Source organism: Pseudoalteromonas sp. SR43-3 (assembly GCF_014163875.1).
Lineage (GTDB): Bacteria > Pseudomonadota > Gammaproteobacteria > Enterobacterales > Alteromonadaceae > Pseudoalteromonas > Pseudoalteromonas distincta.
Map to the genome: position 1 here is coordinate 24,348 of NZ_JACJEC010000011.1, position 17,884 is coordinate 42,231.

10 protein-coding genes are annotated in these 17,884 nt (G+C 37.8%); 7 read left to right on the forward strand and 3 right to left on the reverse strand.

The window, feature by feature from the left end; all coding sequences use genetic code 11:
• Positions 1–19: 19 nt before the first annotated feature.
• From tyrR to bcsE, 3 genes are all read right to left on the reverse strand, one after another.
• Positions 20–1,576: a transcriptional regulator TyrR gene (gene tyrR / locus H5088_RS13165; RefSeq protein ID WP_002958215.1), complete on the reverse strand. Its 1,557-nt coding sequence runs from the start codon at positions 1,574–1,576 to the stop codon at positions 20–22.
• Between the two features lie 187 nt (positions 1,577–1,763).
• Positions 1,764–3,344: a cellulose biosynthesis protein BcsG gene (gene bcsG / locus H5088_RS13170; protein WP_149603015.1), complete on the reverse strand. Its 1,581-nt coding sequence runs from the start codon at positions 3,342–3,344 to the stop codon at positions 1,764–1,766.
• Between the two features lie 169 nt (positions 3,345–3,513).
• Positions 3,514–5,136, reverse strand: coding sequence for a cellulose biosynthesis protein BcsE (bcsE, locus tag H5088_RS13175; RefSeq protein WP_182753191.1), 1,623 nt, complete (start codon positions 5,134–5,136; stop codon positions 3,514–3,516).
• 114 nt (positions 5,137–5,250) lie between these two features.
• Here bcsE and bcsR point away from each other — a divergent pair, with 114 nt between their 5' ends.
• The 7 genes from bcsR to H5088_RS13210 all read left to right on the forward strand — a co-directional run bounded on the left by bcsR (position 5,251) and on the right by H5088_RS13210 (position 17,769).
• Positions 5,251–5,430 carry a BcsR/BcsP family cellulose biosynthesis protein gene (gene bcsR / locus H5088_RS13180; RefSeq protein WP_002958211.1) on the forward strand — a complete coding sequence of 60 codons (180 nt, stop codon included), beginning with the start codon at positions 5,251–5,253 and terminating at the stop codon, positions 5,428–5,430.
• 32 nt (positions 5,431–5,462) lie between these two features.
• Positions 5,463–6,179 (forward strand): cellulose biosynthesis protein BcsQ, encoded by a 717-nt coding sequence (bcsQ, locus tag H5088_RS13185; RefSeq protein ID WP_024596635.1) that lies wholly within the window; start codon positions 5,463–5,465, stop codon positions 6,177–6,179.
• Position 6,180: 1 nt separating this feature from the next.
• Positions 6,181–8,850 carry a UDP-forming cellulose synthase catalytic subunit gene (bcsA, locus tag H5088_RS13190; protein WP_182753193.1) on the forward strand — a complete coding sequence of 890 codons (2,670 nt, stop codon included), beginning with the start codon at positions 6,181–6,183 and terminating at the stop codon, positions 8,848–8,850.
• The gene (bcsB, locus tag H5088_RS13195; RefSeq protein WP_182753195.1) at positions 8,843–11,089 is read left to right on the forward strand and encodes a cellulose biosynthesis cyclic di-GMP-binding regulatory protein BcsB; all 2,247 of its coding nucleotides are present in this window, start codon (positions 8,843–8,845) and stop codon (positions 11,087–11,089) included. The genes bcsA and bcsB overlap by 8 nt, the downstream gene beginning before the upstream one ends.
• Entirely contained in the window at positions 11,089–12,219 is a 1,131-nt protein-coding gene (gene bcsZ / locus H5088_RS13200; RefSeq protein ID WP_182753197.1) for a cellulose synthase complex periplasmic endoglucanase BcsZ, read from the forward strand. Before bcsB ends, bcsZ begins: the two co-directional genes overlap by 1 nt.
• On the forward strand, positions 12,210–16,028 hold the full coding sequence (locus tag H5088_RS13205; RefSeq protein WP_182753199.1) for a cellulose synthase subunit BcsC-related outer membrane protein: 3,819 nt from the start codon (positions 12,210–12,212) through the stop codon (positions 16,026–16,028). The genes bcsZ and H5088_RS13205 overlap by 10 nt, the downstream gene beginning before the upstream one ends.
• 247 nt (positions 16,029–16,275) lie before the next feature.
• Positions 16,276–17,769 (forward strand): peptide MFS transporter, encoded by a 1,494-nt coding sequence (locus tag H5088_RS13210; protein WP_182724982.1) that lies wholly within the window; start codon positions 16,276–16,278, stop codon positions 17,767–17,769.
• The last annotated feature ends 115 nt before the right edge of the window (positions 17,770–17,884 follow it).

A 17,884-nucleotide genomic window follows, 5' to 3' on the forward strand; every position in this document is an offset into this window, starting at 1 on the left:
TTTAATTTATTTAGGCCAATTACACTTTTACTGTTTTTCGGTTAATCCCGTAATCACGTAACTTATTAGCTACAGCGGTGTGACTTAGGCCCAATCGCTTAGCTAACTGACGCGAGCTTGGGTAAGCGGGGTAAAGTTTACGAAGTAAAGTCGCTTCAAAGCGCTTAACAGCTTGATCTAGTGAGCCCTCAAAATCAGACTCTAAATACCCTAAATCATGGGTAAAAGTTGGTAACTGCAAATGCTCTACGCGAAGCTCGCTATCATCTAGTAACGACACTGCACGGTAAATGGCATTTTCCAGCTGACGAACATTTCCAGGCCACGGATACTCTTGTAAGAAGCTTAAACACTCTTGTGATAAAACAGGAATTGCATGACCATTTTGCTGTGCATATTTTTGAATAAAATGCTCTGCAAGTGGCCCTACATCTGCTTTTCTATCTCTTAGTGGTGCTATTTCTAAAGTAAGCACGTTTATACGGTAATATAAGTCTTCTCTAAAAACCCCTTCTTGTACCATTGCAGGTAAGTCTTTTTGAGTAGCAGCTACAATACGAACATTTACTTTAACTTCGTTCTCATCGCCTACTTTTCTAAACGTACCATCTTGTAAAAAACGCAGTAACTTAGTTTGTAGTTGAGTCGACATTTCGCCAACTTCATCTAAAAATACAGTTCCACCATCAGCTTGCTCTAATACACCACGCTTTGGCGCTGCGTTTTCTTCGTACCCGGCATAACCAAATAATTCAGACTCAGCAACATCATCAGGAAGTGAAGCACACGATAGCGCAATAAAAGGCTTAACAGAGCGATTAGATGCGTAATGACACGCGCGAGCTAATAACTCTTTACCAGTGCCAGTTTCGCCAGTAATCAAAATAGGGGCTTCTAGTTGCGCCATTTTGCGTGCTTCGCGCACAACTCGGCGCATTGCCGTACTAAAGTTATGAATAGTAGCAAAGCTTTCTTGCCCGTAGCGTCTAAATGCACTGACCTGCTGCCCTAAGCGGCTTTGCGATTTAATGTTAATAACCGCACCCGCAAGCACATCACCTTCACTACCTTGAGGGACTGCAATTGGTAAAATGTCTGCAATAAAATCTTCACCCGCCACTTCAACGCGCGTGGTTTGCCCAAGCACTTCTTTACCTTCTAGCCAACGCGTAAAGTTAAACCCTTTAAGTAAGTTATTAATATTTGCACCAATAACTTCTTTTTCAATTAACTGTAAGTCCTTACATGCTGCATCGTTGCATAAGCGTACCCAACCTTTAGCATCAATAGAGATAACGCCATCAGGCAATGCACGTAGCAAAGTATTTAATTCGTTGTGTTCACGCTCAGATGGTAAAAACGCAGTGGTACGCACGTCATGTACGCCGTCGATTAAACGTATCGATGGCATAATTTTTTGAAATTGTTCAAATTCTATTTCGGGAAAACTAACGTACATACGACAATTTACAGAATCGACTTCGATTCCTTTTAAATCAACGCTGTAGTTAACTAATATATTAAGGATTTCTTGAGCAATACCAATTCGATCAGCACAGTGAATATCTAGACGCATACATCCTCAAAGAAGGAAAAACTATATTAGCCGAATAATACGCTAAGTCGCTTTGAGAAGGTAGCTTATTGTAAACATTTTTGGACAAAATAGGCTACTAAAGCGATAAGTTGAAATGCAATTAAACGAAGAAAACAGCACGGATATTTAACTATACCAGTGCTATTTGTTAAATTTTATTATGTGACTACTTACCTTGTGGGTAAGCAGACCAATCACCACCATCTAATTGTATAAATGGTCTTTGGTTAACATACATCATTATTGTGCCTTCGTTTTCAGCAACCTTAGGTGCTGTGGGTAGGTTTTCAAGCAAATTAGCAACACTATTATTCCCACCAAATACATCAGTTTGCAGCGCCTTGCTTACCAGCTCTGAAAGCGCAAAGTAACTTGTTGAATCATCAACCACAATTTGCGAGTAGTTTTGTACGTCTGGGCCTATAAATTTAATTGCTACAGGTACCGACACAATTGCAGGGCTTGGGATTTCACGTAAACCTGCAAACTGTACTTTGTCACCTTTTAAATTAGCGCCGTGTTCAGGCACTATCATTAACATAACGTTGCGACCACGTTTTTCTAGCTTTTTTACAAATTGGTTAATATCAGCAAACAAGTTTTTATGTCTGATTGGGTATGTCTCTTTACTATTAACCCTTGGTTGATTCTCTAGCTGATTACCATCATGTAAACTTGTGGTGTTGTAGTACATCGCACACGGCTTACAATCTTCAGCTTGCTCTAACCAACCATCCAGCACAGCTTCATCTGAGTAAATAGGACTATTATCAAAACCTCGTAGCGCCACTGGCATTGAATCTATATTAAATGGCGTACTATCTAGGCCACCGTACTTATTTATTAAACCTTTAAACTCATCAAAATGTCCGTCGTGATTCATCACAACATTGTTTTGATAACCTAGTTTCTCTAGGTTTTTAAACAAGTGACATTGTTCAGGTGCCTCTTTAAATAATGCTGTTTGACTCGTTTGCCCACAACTAGCGCGCAGCAGCCTTACCGCAGCGGGTCCGCTGTATGACGTAGCCGAGTTAAAGTCTGAAAACACCACATCAAAGTCTTTATACATATCAGTAACACTTACACCAATAGCATTTAAATCAGCAACAGCCATTGAGCATATGTTCAAAATAATTACATCAAACAGCTCACCATTCACTTGGTTTGGAAAGTGGCTCATTAGTAAGCTTTGTTGTTGGTAAAAATCAGCGAGCTTTTGATCGGGAGATTGCGCTGCCTGAGTGATCACTTGTGTTTGAGGATTACTTTGATTTTGAGTAACCGGTTCAGGGTTAGCCACATTATTAACGAATTGTGATTGAGAGTTATCTCCTTGCCACCCTACAACTAACAGCCCAACAATAGTCACGGTGGTAAAGCGTATCCATTGCGATGTATACCAAAAACACACACTAATTACGAACAAAGCCAACAACATATCAACGCTAATAACTCGGGTTAATAGCTCGATAAAGTAACCAAAACTAAAATCTTGAACGTTACCTGCTTGTTTGGTCAACCTGTTTATTGGTGGCAACCATGAGTCTTGATAAAGTAACACCACAGCAAACACAGCACCTACTATATGTTTTGCCTTCTCTATTAATGGCTGTTTAAATTTAATCGCAAGCAATGCAGCAAAAGCGGCATTAGTTAGTACGTTAAAATCAATTGCACCGTAATAAAACAGAGCAAACTTAACTAAAAAATAAAGGTTCCAAACCCCTAAACCTGATAATTTCACTGCTTATCCTTTTTTACTGTATTTGGTGTATAAGGCTCTAGTACTTCATGTTTAAAAGTAAGCTTATAATAATATTTTGTTATTTGAGATAAAATGTATTTGCCTAGCATACAAAGCACCGCGCCAAGCACCATTGCAAGAAACACGGTAATTAAAAGCTGATTCATACTCATAAGTTATCTCTTAGTTTCATTATAAAAGGCTTAGCATCTGGGCGGCTTTTACTAGAAAATTCTGGGGTGTTAATATTTTCAGTAACGCTGTTTGCTATATCAGGTGCAAATTTATAGCTATCATTCTCAGCAAGTTTTTGCGAGAAATCTACAACACTCTTACCTTTATAAAATCGCCTTAACTGTTTACATTCTTGTTGAATGTAAAAGTGGTCAGAAATTATATTTTGCTGTACAAAAAAATCACTCGTTTTTAATTTAAACAAATGCTTAATTGCATTATCAACGTCATTTTCTCTACAAGCATGCAAATATAAATAAACTGTATTATCTGCAATGCTAAATACATCACCTTCGCGCTTAATATGAAATAAATGCAAAGGATGAATAGGGTCAATTCTTGGTAGTAGCTCAAGTTTCACTAGCACACCACTAACACCTAAATTAACGGCTGAGTCACTATGAATTTCTACTTGTTTCGTAAACTCGATGAAAGGTAAATATCCTTTCGAAAAGGTATTTTCAGTGTATTTCAAAACATCCTCAACTGAGGAAGGTAAAGGCCTTGAAAACTTAAAACCTTGAATAGATTGCACTTGTGAAAGCAAACGCGAAGGCTCTGAAAAGCTATACAAAATTAGATTTACACCCAAGGTTAAAAATAAGCACTCATCTTGATGGCGAATAACACCATCAACATTTTGAATAACAAGCTTTAACCATCGTCCGCAGTTTTTTCTAAGTTCAAAACACTGCTTACCCAATAGCGCCAAATCGGTGTAACGCGTTACTGCAAAAATTAAGGTGGCTGCTTCTACTTTTGGGCCTTTATTAAATAAATCATTATTATCTTTTACGCTTTTATAATGCATCGGTAACTTAGTACCTTCGGGCACAGCACTTGGCACAAGCCAAACATCGTCTTCATCGGCAAACTCTGACTGTTTAAGTGTTTTACTTTCGCTTGCCGTTCCAGTTTGAACAACAAACTGATTACCACTTAATAATAATTGGTAATGTTCACCAGCAATAACCCCCCTACTGTGACGCCAATAATCATATTCAAGTACTCGAACCGCAGAGTCGTTATCAACAAATACCAGCCCATCAAATACATTGTTTAATCGTCTAAATAAAAAGCGATAATTTGCAATATCAGGTCCCGAAATTAAAAATAATAATGTAGCTCCCGTACTACGAACAAAATCGTTGTACTGCCTCATCATCAGCTCTAAGCTTTTCTCGTCAGTACTGCTTAACTGTGCTGTATGAAAATGAACAAAAATAAGCGCTTTGTTTAGGCGTTTATAAGCACTGATTTCTTTTATAATACCTGAATTAATTTTCTCTATAGAATGATTCTGTGTTTCTGAGGCCAACGAAAAAGGGTGTACTCTATTATGCTTATAAGCATAATTTAACGATGCAGAAAAAGAAGAATCAAAAAATGATTCAACCTCTTGGGAAACTATATATATATCATTAACCAAGCTTTGGTTAATTGAATGTAACGCCAATTCGATTACAAAATTGTCTAAAGGGGCTAAAACAGCATAACTTGAAGCCGATTTTAACTCTTTTGCAGCAGGCTCTAATCCCGTTATGTTAAAGTTATGCACTTAAAACGCCCTATAAAAAATACTTTTTTACTAGTTTTAACCGTTATTCTATATATAATAGCCAAATATTGTCCACTTTTAATCAAAATAATTAAAGTAACCGTAAAGGTAAGAATGAATAACTTGACGCCTAAAAACTCACAAACGTTAACATCAAGTGACATAGAAAACCTTGCACTACGTTTTGGTGGAAAGAGTGATGACTACATAGAAATTGTAAACAAGCAGCAAAATAATAATACAATTAATAAGTACGCATTACTTAAAGAAATAAACAACGAACTAAACACATAAGTTAGTTCAATTAAAGATAGGTAAAACATCCGTTGCAAAGAGTTTTCGTTAAAGGTATCAAAGGCGGTTTAGGAACTACCTCTGTGGTTGCAAATTTAGCGTGCGTGCTAAAAAAGTCTGATGTTGACGTTATTGCAATCGATCTAGATGCAAAAAGTGACCTAGGTTTACATTTTGGCTTGCCATGGAAGTATACCAAAGGCTGGAGTAATGAAGCGAGCTTTGAAGATGCACTTGTGCATTTTCATCAAGATGACGATGGCATTATATTTTTACCATATGGTGACAGCACTGATACTAGCATCGATAACACCACTAAAATGGTAAATAGATGCAAAAACCTAAATTATAGCCAAGAAGCGTGGGTAATTTTTGACTGCCCTGCACATATTAACCTTCCCCACTATCCGTTAGAAAAAAACGATATTGTAATTGAACTGGTTAATTGCGACGCTATTTGTCACAGCTTAATTTATAGACGCCTACAAACACTCAAAAATTCAGATACTGATTGGAAGCATTACTTTTTAGTTAACCGCTATAATTCTGCATCTACGCTAGAATTTGACTTGTTTTCTCTTTGGCAATCTACGCTCCCCCTTATGGCTCCGTTTTTTATCAACAGTGACGAAGTTATTAAAGAGTCAACCGCATACAGAAATGTAGCGCTTAATTGCGCGCCATATAGTGTCGCAAACGATGACTTTGAAACACTAGCTGGTTGGCTAGTTAGTAAAGCGACCTTATAAAATGAGCATTACATTATTTTATCAGCGTCCTATTCACAGCACTTTATACTTGCTGCTGAGCATTTTATTTACTGATAAGTTAGTCCGGTACATTTTATTTAAGTTTCATAGCTACTTTAATCAACATAAAGTAAATGTTATTGAAGCTTTTTTAATGCCTTTTATTACGCTTTTAAGCTCACTGTTTATAAATATTAAAAAGCACAAAATCAGCTTTGAATATACTCTTTATGACTACTACCCTCATTTAAGGTTGCCTTACCGAGCCTACATTTACTCAAATATATTACGCTTTATTATACAAAGTGTTTTTTTAGTGTTTTTTAAAAACCAGCTTAAATCTAGTTCTGTAAAAGAAGATGCTGTTAATTATTTTTATGATGGTGTTAGCTACCTTTTAAGGCAATTACGTTGGTTTGATTTAAAGCTAGGTAGATTATTAAAGCGCCTACTATCAAAAAACAAAAAAGGCCCTAAAAAAAGTGCGTTTAAAACCATGGCGGATGCGCGTGTATGGCAAAATAAACTAGTCAAATACGTCATTCTCGCGTTTATTCTATTTTTATTAGCAATATTTATTACAATTCCTTTTAGCTTGGAAGCTCAAGCCGTTTTTATAAGCTTTATTTTACTAGTTGCGTATGCGCTTAAACGAGTAAAAGGCCAAATGGCAACCATTGTAATGATTACCCTGTCAGTAACTACGTCTTCTCGTTACTTGTGGTGGCGTTACACTGAGACTTTAAATTGGGATGATCCACTTGCACTTGCACTAGGTGGTGGCTTATTACTTGCTGAAACGTATGCCTGGCTTGTACTGATTTTAGGTTTTTTCCAAACAATTAACCCGCTTGAGCGAAAACCGGTTCCTTTACCAAAAAACACTGACTTATGGCCAACAGTAGATGTATATATTCCAACTTATAATGAGCCGTTAAGCGTTGTAAGGCCCACTACTCTAGCTGCTCTAAGCATCGATTGGCCTGCAGATAAATTAAATGTTTATATATTAGATGATGGTAAGCGCCCAGAGTTTAAGGAATTTGCAGAGGAAATTGGAGTGGGCTATTTAGCTCGTTCGGATAACAATCATGCTAAAGCCGGCAATATGAATAGCGCTATGCGTTATACCGATGGCGAATATATCGCAATTTTTGATTGTGACCACGTTCCTGCTCGCTCGTTCTTACAAATGACGATGGGGCAGTTTTTAAAAGACAGTAAAGTATGCTTGGTGCAAACACCGCATCACTTTTTCTCTGCAGATCCGTTTGAGCGAAACCTTAACAACCATAGTCAAATTCCTAACGAAAACATGTTGTTTTATGGGCTTATTCAAGACGGTAACGACATGTGGGATGCGACCTTCTTTTGTGGTTCTTGCGCCGTATTAAAACGAGCTGCGCTTGATGATATTGGCGGTTTTGCGTTTGAAACAGTAACGGAGGATGCTCACACAGCACTTCGTATGCAGCGCGCTGGTTATAAAACTGCTTATATAAATATTCCACAGGCAGCAGGTCTTGCAACCGATAGCCTGTCAGCGCATATAGGTCAACGCATTCGCTGGGCGCGTGGTATGGCGCAGATATTTAGGCTTGATAATCCATTAATGGGTAAGGGTTTAAGCATTCCTCAACGATTATGCTACATAAACGCAATGCTGCACTTTTTATCAGGTATTCCTCGTATTGTATTTTTAACAGCCCCTTTAGCGCTAATATATTTTAATGCATACATAATTTATGCCCCATTTTTAGCTATTTTTATTTATGTAGTGCCGACATTAATTCAAATAAAAGCGACTAACTCACGTATCCAAGGTAAATACCGTTACTCCTTTTGGGGTGAAGTGTATGAGTCAGTACTTGCTTGGTACATATTAAAACCAACCACCGTTGCTTTATTTAATCCTAATAAGGGTAAGTTTAACGTAACCGAAAAAGGCGGTTTAAATGATGAAGAGCATTACGACTGGGGTATTTCTAAACCGTATTTAATTCTCTTACTTATTAATTTACTCGGTATATTAGTGGGTGTATTACGTCTATTTTTAGGTGACCCAAGCCAGATTGGCGTACTTATAATAAGTATGGGTTGGGCTTTTTATAATATTATAATTTTAGGTGCTGCCGTTGCTGTTGCAGCTGAAGCTCGTCAAGTGAGGCACTCGCATCGTATAAAGGCAAACTTTCCTGCCGGCGTTCGTTTAGCGAATGGTCATACTTTGAAAGTAAAAATAACGGATTATTCAGATAACGGCGTGGGCATAGAGACAGAACACGCGCATTTATGTCGTGTTAACGATAAAATTGAATTGTTAATGAGTCGTGGTAATAAGCAATTTTCGTTTACAACGTATGTATGTAATACCCGCAAAAAACAAATTGGCCTTACACTTAAAGACTTATCTCTCGAAAAACAGAGAGCTTTTATACAATGTACCTTTTCAAGAGCAGATGCTTGGCTAGATTGGCAAAATAACTTTAGACATGACCGTCCATCGTATAGCTTCAAAGAAGTACAAAAAACCAGTTTACGGGGCTTTAGTAATTTACTATTTCATGCTCCAAGAGCGTTACAACCAGTTATTAAGTTAATGACTAATATTGTCATTTACATAAATTCATTTACTCCAAAAAAACCGATAGTGCATAATAATTATGATTAAAAAGTTACTTAATACATTTCTAACATTGTTACTTATTAGTAGCGCATATAAAGTGCTCGCTATCGAGCCTATGCACGACAAAACCCTGTTTGTAAATGGCTACCCTGAGAGTGCCCAGGTTTCTAGTTTACGCCTTAGCTTTGAAAAATTAGGATTCAATGACTATAAACTCGACGGCGTGAATAATAATTCTCGTGTCGATTTCACAAATAGAATTGATAAATTAAGCACTAATTTAAAGCTTAACTTTTCGTACACTAACTCACCTTCATTACTGGCTAATGTATCGCACTTAAAAGTTTATTTTAACGATAACTTAGTAACAGTATTACCTATTAATGAACAGCTAAGTGTTGTAAAAAATACGGTAAGTCATAGCCTTGACCTAAATGCTAAATACATTCAAGACTACAACCAAATTCGCTTTGAACTAGTTGGTTACTATGATTTACGATGCCAAGATTACTTTAGCCGCTCAATTTGGACTGAAATAAACAAATCAAGCCACATAAAGATTGATCAAAAACAGTTAGCAATTGATAGCCGCCTTGAATATTTACCAGAACCATTTTTTGATGCTAAAGATTACAACAAATTAAACTTACCTTTTGTATTTGCAAGCACACCTAATACACAAGCTATAGAAGCGGCAGCCACTTTATCTAGTTGGTTTGGCGCACAAGCAGACTGGCGTGGCGCTAACTTTCCAGTAGTTTTAAATAAAGCACCAGAGCAGCACAGTGTGGTGTTTATTACTAATGACTCAAAACCTGATTTTTTAAAAGATTATCCAGATGTTGAAAAGCCAACCGTCGAGCTAATTTCAAGCCCTATTCACAGATACAATAAAATGCTGCTAATTTTGGGGCGTGACGAAAAAGACTTAAAAACAGCGGTTACTGGTCTTGTGTTTGGTCATAAGATTATGACTGGCCGAAGTGCAAGTATCGAAGCAATTACCAAACTCCCACTGCGTAAAGCTTATGATGCGCCAAGATGGCTTAGAAACGATCGTCCCGTGCACTTTGACGAGCTTATTGACTATCCAACTCAGTTACAGGCTGAGGGTCTTAACAATGGTCCTATAAAACTAAATGTTCGTTTTGCACCTGATTTATTTACTTGGCGTGAAAAAGGCATTCCTATTACTTTGCAATACCGTAATACGCCAGAGAGCGAAACCTTAAATTCACGTTTAAACATGTTAATAAACCAAGAGTTTATAAGTGGTTTTTTACTTGATAAAAAAGACACATCGTTAACTACCGCAAAAACCTTGCTGCCTTTAATCGCTAATACAGACACGACGCAAAGCACTGAAGACTTTTCATTAGATGGTATTAATCTTGCCAGCCGAAATGAGTTAAATTTTGACTTTAGGTTTGCAGTACTTAAGAAGGGCGAATGTGCCGTTGCTCCACCTGGTGGCGAATACGGCGTAATTGATGGAAACTCCAACATTGATGTAAGTGGGTTTGACCATTACATAGCTCTGCCTGATTTAAATGTATTTGCAAACAGCGGATTCCCATTTACTAAATACGCAGACTTACAACAAACTTTAGTATTGATAGATGAAGTTCCATCATCTAAAGCGCTATCTGTATTGTTTAATTTAACAGGCCACTTTGGTGCTATCACAGGTTACCCCGCTCATAGAATAAGCGTTGCTCACTTAAATGAAGATGCCCACTTAGATGATAAAGACATCTTAGTAATCGCCAAACCTAATAGCATTGCTAACAACTTAGATGAAGATGCGCAAACTAATATCTTGCTTGATAACAATCAGCGCGCTATTAAACAAGCTATATACAATGGTGCATATGATGAACAAACTACAGATAAAGTAGAAGTAAGTATTAAAAGTAGCGGGGATATGGCCGTTATTACAGGCTTTCAATCACCGTTTGATTCAGAGCGATCAATAGTATCGCTCAGTGCAACATCACAAAAAGCCTTTACTCTACTAGATGATGCGTTAATGAGTTCACAAGCGCTTGCGCAAATTAAAGGCAGTGCTGCGGTCATAAACTCCCAAGGTATTAAAACTATTAAAACTGATGAGCAATATTTTGTTGGTCACATCCCTGTGCATACCCTAATTTGGTTCCATTTATCGGATCACCCATTTGTACTGGCACTGTTGTCTATTTTAACACTACTGCTGATCTCATTTATTATATGGCGATTACTGCAAGCATTAACATACAAGCGCTTAGCTGAAGGAGATAAGTAATGAAGTCACTCATTAATGTATTTTTTACCGTGATTGCATTATTTACCTTTAATGCCAGTGCACAAATAGAGCAATGCCAACCATGGGATGCATGGCAAACGTTTAAAAGTAACTTTATAAGCCAAGATGGCCGCGTTATTGACTTGGGGAGTGAGAAAAAAGTCACAACCTCTGAAGGCCAATCTTATGCGTTGTTTTTTGCTGTTGTAGCAAATGACAAAGCAATGTTTGACTTAGTGCTTGATTGGACGCAAGAACATTTATCAGAAGGTGATTTAAGCACTCGTTTACCGGCATGGCAATGGGGTGTTAATAATCAAAATGTTGGCGGAATTTTAGATTCAAACCCTGCGTCTGATTCTGACTTATGGATAGCATACAGCTTATCGCAAGCAGCTATTCTTTGGGATGAGCGCCGCTACAGCATATTAGCAGCTGTAATTGCACAGCGAATAATGCGTGAAGAAACCGCTTATATCTCGGGCCTAGGTTTATCATTACTACCCGCTCCTACAGGTTTTGAATTTGATAATGAACGTTTTAAGTTAAACCCGAGCTACTCACCATTATTTATTTACCAGCAGTTTAAAAAGCTCTACCCACACTCGCCTTGGCATCAATTACACGAAGGCTCAGCAAAGCTAATTTTAGATACAGCAAAGCAAGGTGTTAGCCCTGACTGGGTAATGTTTGATGCAAATAACGGCTTTTACTATGATAAAAAAACGAGCGACTTGGGCAGTTACAACGCTATTAGAGTATATTTATGGGCAAGCATGATGGCAGACAACGCGCCTTATAAAAAAGAGCTATTAGCGCAATTCAACCCTTTTATAGAAACAATTAATAAACGTGGTTACGTGCCTTTAAATACCTTTGCTAAATCAGGAAAATCTGAAAAAAGAGGCCCTTTGGGCTTTAATTCAGCTTTATTACCTTTACTGGCGACTAATAACGATAATTCTACGGTAATGGCGATTCAGCAAAAACTAATGATTGATAAATCATTTACCCAGACCCGTTATTACGACAGCGTGCTTAACTTGTTTGGTACAAGTGCTTTAAATAAGCGTTTTTCAATTACAGCAGATGGGACGCTACAACCGGTATGGAGCACTGAATGCCGTTAAGGTTTGCCCTCGCTTGCACATTAGCACTTAGCTCTGGATTAAGCGCTAACACAGTCAACGATATTGATACGCAATCTGTTGATTGGTTACTAAGCCAAATAGGTATTGGTGAAGCACAGAAAAATAAAAAACTAGTTGAAGATAGCTTACGAAAGCTAGTCGCTATTGCCCCTGCCCGAATAGAAACGCAGTGCGCAGTAGCGCGTTATGATTTTGCCAATGGCGAATCAGTGAAAGCCAACCAGTTATTAAGCAAAATAGATAACGGGCTTACCAAACAGGCTCCGTGCGTTGAAAAGCTTAAAATACTCTCTCGTATTGAGGGTAAAGATAAGTCTTTAATTCATGAAGCTAGGCTACTTTCTCGAGCTGGACGTTATGAACAAGCCCGTGAAATATACAATAAAATATTTAAAAACACCTACCCTACACTTAATTACGAGCTTGAGCATTTAAGCTGGTACGGACAAGACAGCGACCAATGGGAAAGTGTTAAAAAAGGTTATGAAAAGTTATTAAAAAGCTATTCTAATATCGCTCAAGTAGAAATACCTTATGCTCGCCATTTACTGAGGAAAAACCCAGCAAATAATAAAGCTATAGATATTTTAAGTAATTACGGTACTAGCCCTTCTTTTATTAATGAAGTTGAGTTTATTTGGCTTGCAGCTCTTAAGAGTATGGATCTTACTCAAAATACAGTTGAGCAATACCAACGTTACTTCTCTGTGTATCCATTTAGTAGTAAAGGTAAGTTACAATATGAAGATTTCCAACGAGATTTTAAAGTAAGAAAAGCATTACTTGCCGATCCCGCGTATCAGCTTTGGCTCAAAGGCGATCGTTTACTTAATAATAAAAAATTAAAAGAAGCTGAGCCCCTACTATTAAATGCTTTAAAAGGGCGGCCAACCGATAAAGAAATTATGCGCAGCTTAGGGTATTTGTATTTAGCGAAAAGCGACTACAAAAAATCATATTACTATTTTTTTACCGCGCAAAAATATACACCTAACTTTGATGAGCGTGAAGGACTTAAAGAGCTCGCGACAGTTGCGAAGTTTTGGCTGTATATGTCTGAAATGGAAGATGCTATAGAGCAATCTGATTTTAAAACAGCACAATTAAAACTAAATCTAGCTGAGCAATTAAATCATGACCAAGAAGCTTTTCTTTATAACAAAGGCCTATTATTAGTAGCTCAAGGAAATTACACACAAGCAGCTACCGCCTATCAAGCAGCCCTAAAAACCAATCCTTTGTATGAAAATGCCTTACTTGGCTTATTAAATATCGCGCAACTAGATCAAAACCAAAAATCAATTCGCAACTTTTATAATTCATTAAACGCAAAGCAACGAGATTTAATCTACCCCTCATATGCACTAGCTACCAGTAATACTCTAAGGGATAAAGCAAGCCAGTATACTAATGGTGGAGAGCTAGAAAAAGCAGAAGAACTACTTAAGCAAGCTATTGCGCTTTCACCTGAACAACCTTGGTTATATTACGATTTAGCTTTTATATACCAACAAAAAGGCCTGACTCAACAAGCACGTGATTTGTTTAATAATGTATTGTGGCAGTTCCCGCTAAACCCCAAAATTAGATATAGCCATGCTTTATTTTTGCGCTCTATAAATGATTATGAAGGTGCTTTGGATACACTTAAATATATTCCTTTTAAAAATCGAGATACCGACATTATTGCTTTAGAGCAGCAATTGTTGCTTAACGAGTCTCTTACACAAAGCCAGCAATATCTTGATTTAAAAAATAAATCTGTCGCCATCTACCATTTAAGTAACTTAGAAGCGAGAGAGCTAACACCTGAAATGCTAGCTGAGCTTTCTAATAGTTGGTACAAAATTGATGAAAAACGACATGCTCTTAAATTACTTTCAAGTGCCCTTTCATCTGACTCATCTTTGTCGCCTTATTGGCACCTTTTACAAGGCCAGTGGATACTAGAGCAAGGTAAACAAGTTGAAATAGAACGCTGGTTTGAAGATTACGTGTTACCAGAGAGCGCTTCTGAAAACGAAACGGCTCAATATGTGCAGTTACAAAATAACTACCTCAACCAGTTTTATACCGGCAGTGACTTAATTGCTAAGCTCAATCAGCTTGATCAAAAATATAAAGATATTCCAGCAACAACAACTGCCCTTATTAATGCAAACTTAGCGCTAGAACAATATGAAGCAGCCGTTATCTTATATCAGCGAAAAGTACAAAGTAGTCAAACAATTGAGCCTCAAGCACTTCTCGCTATTGCTAATGCATACATAGAACTTGGAGATGACTTTCAAGCAAAAGAAGTTACCCAAAAAGCGATAGCGCAAACCACATCGCAAGAGGGTTATTTACAACGCCAACTCATGTCATCTCTTAATGAGTTTAATTACTCAGGGGATTCACTTTATTTAGCTAAGCAACTTATTGAGAAGTCACCAAACGATCAAGAGTTACGCTATTTAGGTGCTCAAGTAGCCAGTAAGTTTAATGAAACTGAACAAGCACAATCTTGGTATGCACAAACCCTGTCACCTAATCGTACTTTAAACGAAAAAGAGCTTTACGGAGCGCTTTTAAAAATAGATGAAAACGATCAATGGTATGTAAACGGTGCTAAACGTGAGCTAATAAACGAGCAAAACAAAAACCAAGCATACATTGCCATAGGTGTTAACTTTAGTGGACAAACAAGCACCGAAAGTGAAGCAACACTTGGTGCGGGCTTAGTACCAATTGAAGCTTACTTTCCACTTTGGCAAGGCCAAGGTTTTATTAAAGTAGACCCGACTACTATTAGCGCACAAACAACTCGCTTTGATGAGCAGTTCGCTGGTAGTCGCTACGGACAAGGTGCTTTATGTATTTTCACTTGTTCAGTCGATGAAGTGACACCAGAGGAAAGTGGTGTAGATATAGGTATTGGTTGGCAAAACGAAAACTGGCGTGTAGATGTAGGCACTACACCACTTGGCTTTTTAATTGAAGACTTTGTGTGGGGTGTAAATTACGCAGACAGTTTTGGCGACTTTGGATACAGCCTAGAACTTGAAAAGCGCCCAGTTACAAATTCAGTGCTTTCTTATGCGGGCTTAAAAGATGTAAATACAGGTGAAGTTTGGGGGGGCGTACGCTCTACAGGCCTAACAGCTAATGTATCACACGACTTAGGCGGAAAATGGGGTTTTTGGTCAAGCGCCGACTTTACCCTCTATAAAGGCCAAAATGTAAAAGACAACCAACGCTATCGTATGATGGGCGGTACTTATTACCGTGTAATAAGCAATCAAAAGCGTGAATTTATCGTAGGCGCTAGCTTATTACATTGGGCATACAAGTATAATTTAAGTGAAGAAACATGGGGCCATGGTGGTTATTACAGTCCGCAAAACTATGTAGGTCTATCCGTGCCTCTCACTTATGACGCGCGTTGGGGCGATGATTTTGTTTATCGATTAAAAACCGGTGTTTCGTACTCGCAAACAAAAACTCAATCTATTGATTTCTTCCCTAACGATAGCGATTTGCAAATAGCTGCGTATGATAGAGAATCAATAACAGGTGTTGACCCTGTATTTGAAGGTGAAACAAGTTCTGGTGTTTCATATAATCTTGAAGGTAGTTTTGAGTATAGAATAACGCCGAATTGGTTCTTTGGTGGCTACTTAGCCATCGATCGTTCTGACTTTTACGAACCAAACTTTGGTCAACTTTACATACGTTACTATTTTAACCCTGTTTATGGAACGCTTGAGTTCCCAGGTACCCCTATTGTTCCTTATGCTGAGTTCTAACTTGGCATAAGGTGATACACCGCGCAATACTTCCCCTAGCACTAAGGTATATGTATACTTGTGCTCAATTGTAACTAGGATAAGGGTGTGTCTCTTACCTTCTGGTGTTACTACCATATAGCAAATCATTATCTTAGCTACAAATAATAAACTGATGGTCGAGCATTTTAGTATGACTAAATACTAAAATAGCTAAAGCAAAAAATTATAAGGCCATTACAACAATTCTTAAAGTTAGGAAGTAAATATGAGTTCAGCTCCAGATAGTGGTTGGTTTGGCCACCCTAAAGGACTTTCGACATTGTTCTTCACTGAAATGTGGGAACGAATGAGTTATTACGGTATGCGAGCTATGCTCGTATTATTCATGACAGCAAGCTTACAAGAAGAAGGCCTTGCCTTTACTGTTGCATCAGCTGCTGCAATCTATGGTTTGTACACAGGCGCAGTATACTTTTTAGGCTTACCAGGTGGTTGGCTAGCTGATAGATTGTTTGGTGGTCAAAAAGCAGTTTGGTATGGCGGCATAATTATTATGATTGGCCATATTATTTTGGCTATTCCACATGATTATTCTTTCTTCGTTGGGTTAATATTTGTAGCAACAGGTACTGGTTTACTAAAACCAAATATCAGTGCAATGGTAGGCCAATTATATAGCGATGCTGATGAGCGTCGTGATGGCGGTTACGCTATTTATTACATGGGTATTAACATGGGTTCTTTAATAGGTTACTACGTATGTGGTTACTTTATGGAGAACGTAGGCTGGCACTGGGCATTTGGTGCGGCAGCTGTAGGTATGGCCATTGGTTTAGTACAGTACAAACTCACACTTAATAACTTACCAAAGCACAGTGCTTTACCGGCTAATCCATTAGGCTCTAAAGGTACTTCACGTGCATGGGGCGGTATTGCTGCATTTGTAATTGCAGCTGCTGCAGTTACTACGGCTGCAATGACCGGCGCTATTGTTATTAATCCAACTGTAGTTGCAGGTTACACAGCCATTGTATTTACTATTATCTTTTTTGTTTATTTTGGAGTTATTTACTTTACAGGTAATTTAACAGATGCAGAAAAACAAAGAATGTGGGCACTATTTTTAGTATGTATTGCATCTGCATGTTTTTGGTCTGGCTTTGAACAAGCTGGTTCATCATTAAACTTATTTGCTCGCGACTATACTGACCGTCTTATTGGTACTTTTGAAATCCCTACAACGTGGTTTCAATCATTAAACTCACTGTTTATTATTGCTTTATCGCCATTTTTTGCAGCGCTTTGGATTAACTTATCTAAAAGCTTAGTATCACCTAGCTACAGCGTTAAATGTGCAATTGGCTTAATTATCATGGCATCAGGCTTTTTAGTTATGTTTATGGCGGCTCATTACGCAGCTGAAGGCTTAAAAGTTGCGCCTTACTGGCTTGTTACTACGTACTTTTTACATACAGTGGGTGAGCTTTGTTTAAGCCCTGTAGCATTAAGTGCTGTAAGTAAGTTATCGCCTAAACGTTACACTGGCCAAATGATGGGTGTGTTTGTATTAACTTACTCAATCGGTAACATCATCGCAGGTTTACTTGCTGGTAATTTCGATCCGAATAATGTTGATGATATTCCTAACTTATACTTACAAATTGCATTATTTAGCATTGGTGTTGGTGTTGTTTTAGTACTAATGACTTTTAAAGCTAAAGTATGGGAAAAACAAGGTTTAGAAGAGAAAGTCTCTTAATTATTGTTTATTTCAAACGTAGCAATATAACCTAAGACAATTCCTCCATAGCTTCTATGGAGGAATTTTTTATTCAACTTTGCCCTGCCCCCGTTAACTGATATTATATCCTGAT

Coding starts and splice junctions, on each gene's coding strand:
- tyrR (WP_002958215.1), bottom strand. CDS start 1,576: ATGCGTCTAGATATTCACTGTGCTGATCGAATTGGTATTGCTCAAGAA.
- bcsR (WP_002958211.1), top strand. CDS start 5,251: ATGAATAACTTGACGCCTAAAAACTCACAAACGTTAACATCAAGTGAC.
- bcsA (WP_182753193.1), top strand. CDS start 6,181: ATGAGCATTACATTATTTTATCAGCGTCCTATTCACAGCACTTTATAC.
- bcsB (WP_182753195.1), top strand. CDS start 8,843: ATGATTAAAAAGTTACTTAATACATTTCTAACATTGTTACTTATTAGT.
- bcsZ (WP_182753197.1), top strand. CDS start 11,089: ATGAAGTCACTCATTAATGTATTTTTTACCGTGATTGCATTATTTACC.
- H5088_RS13205 (WP_182753199.1), top strand. CDS start 12,210: ATGCCGTTAAGGTTTGCCCTCGCTTGCACATTAGCACTTAGCTCTGGA.
- H5088_RS13210 (WP_182724982.1), top strand. CDS start 16,276: ATGAGTTCAGCTCCAGATAGTGGTTGGTTTGGCCACCCTAAAGGACTT.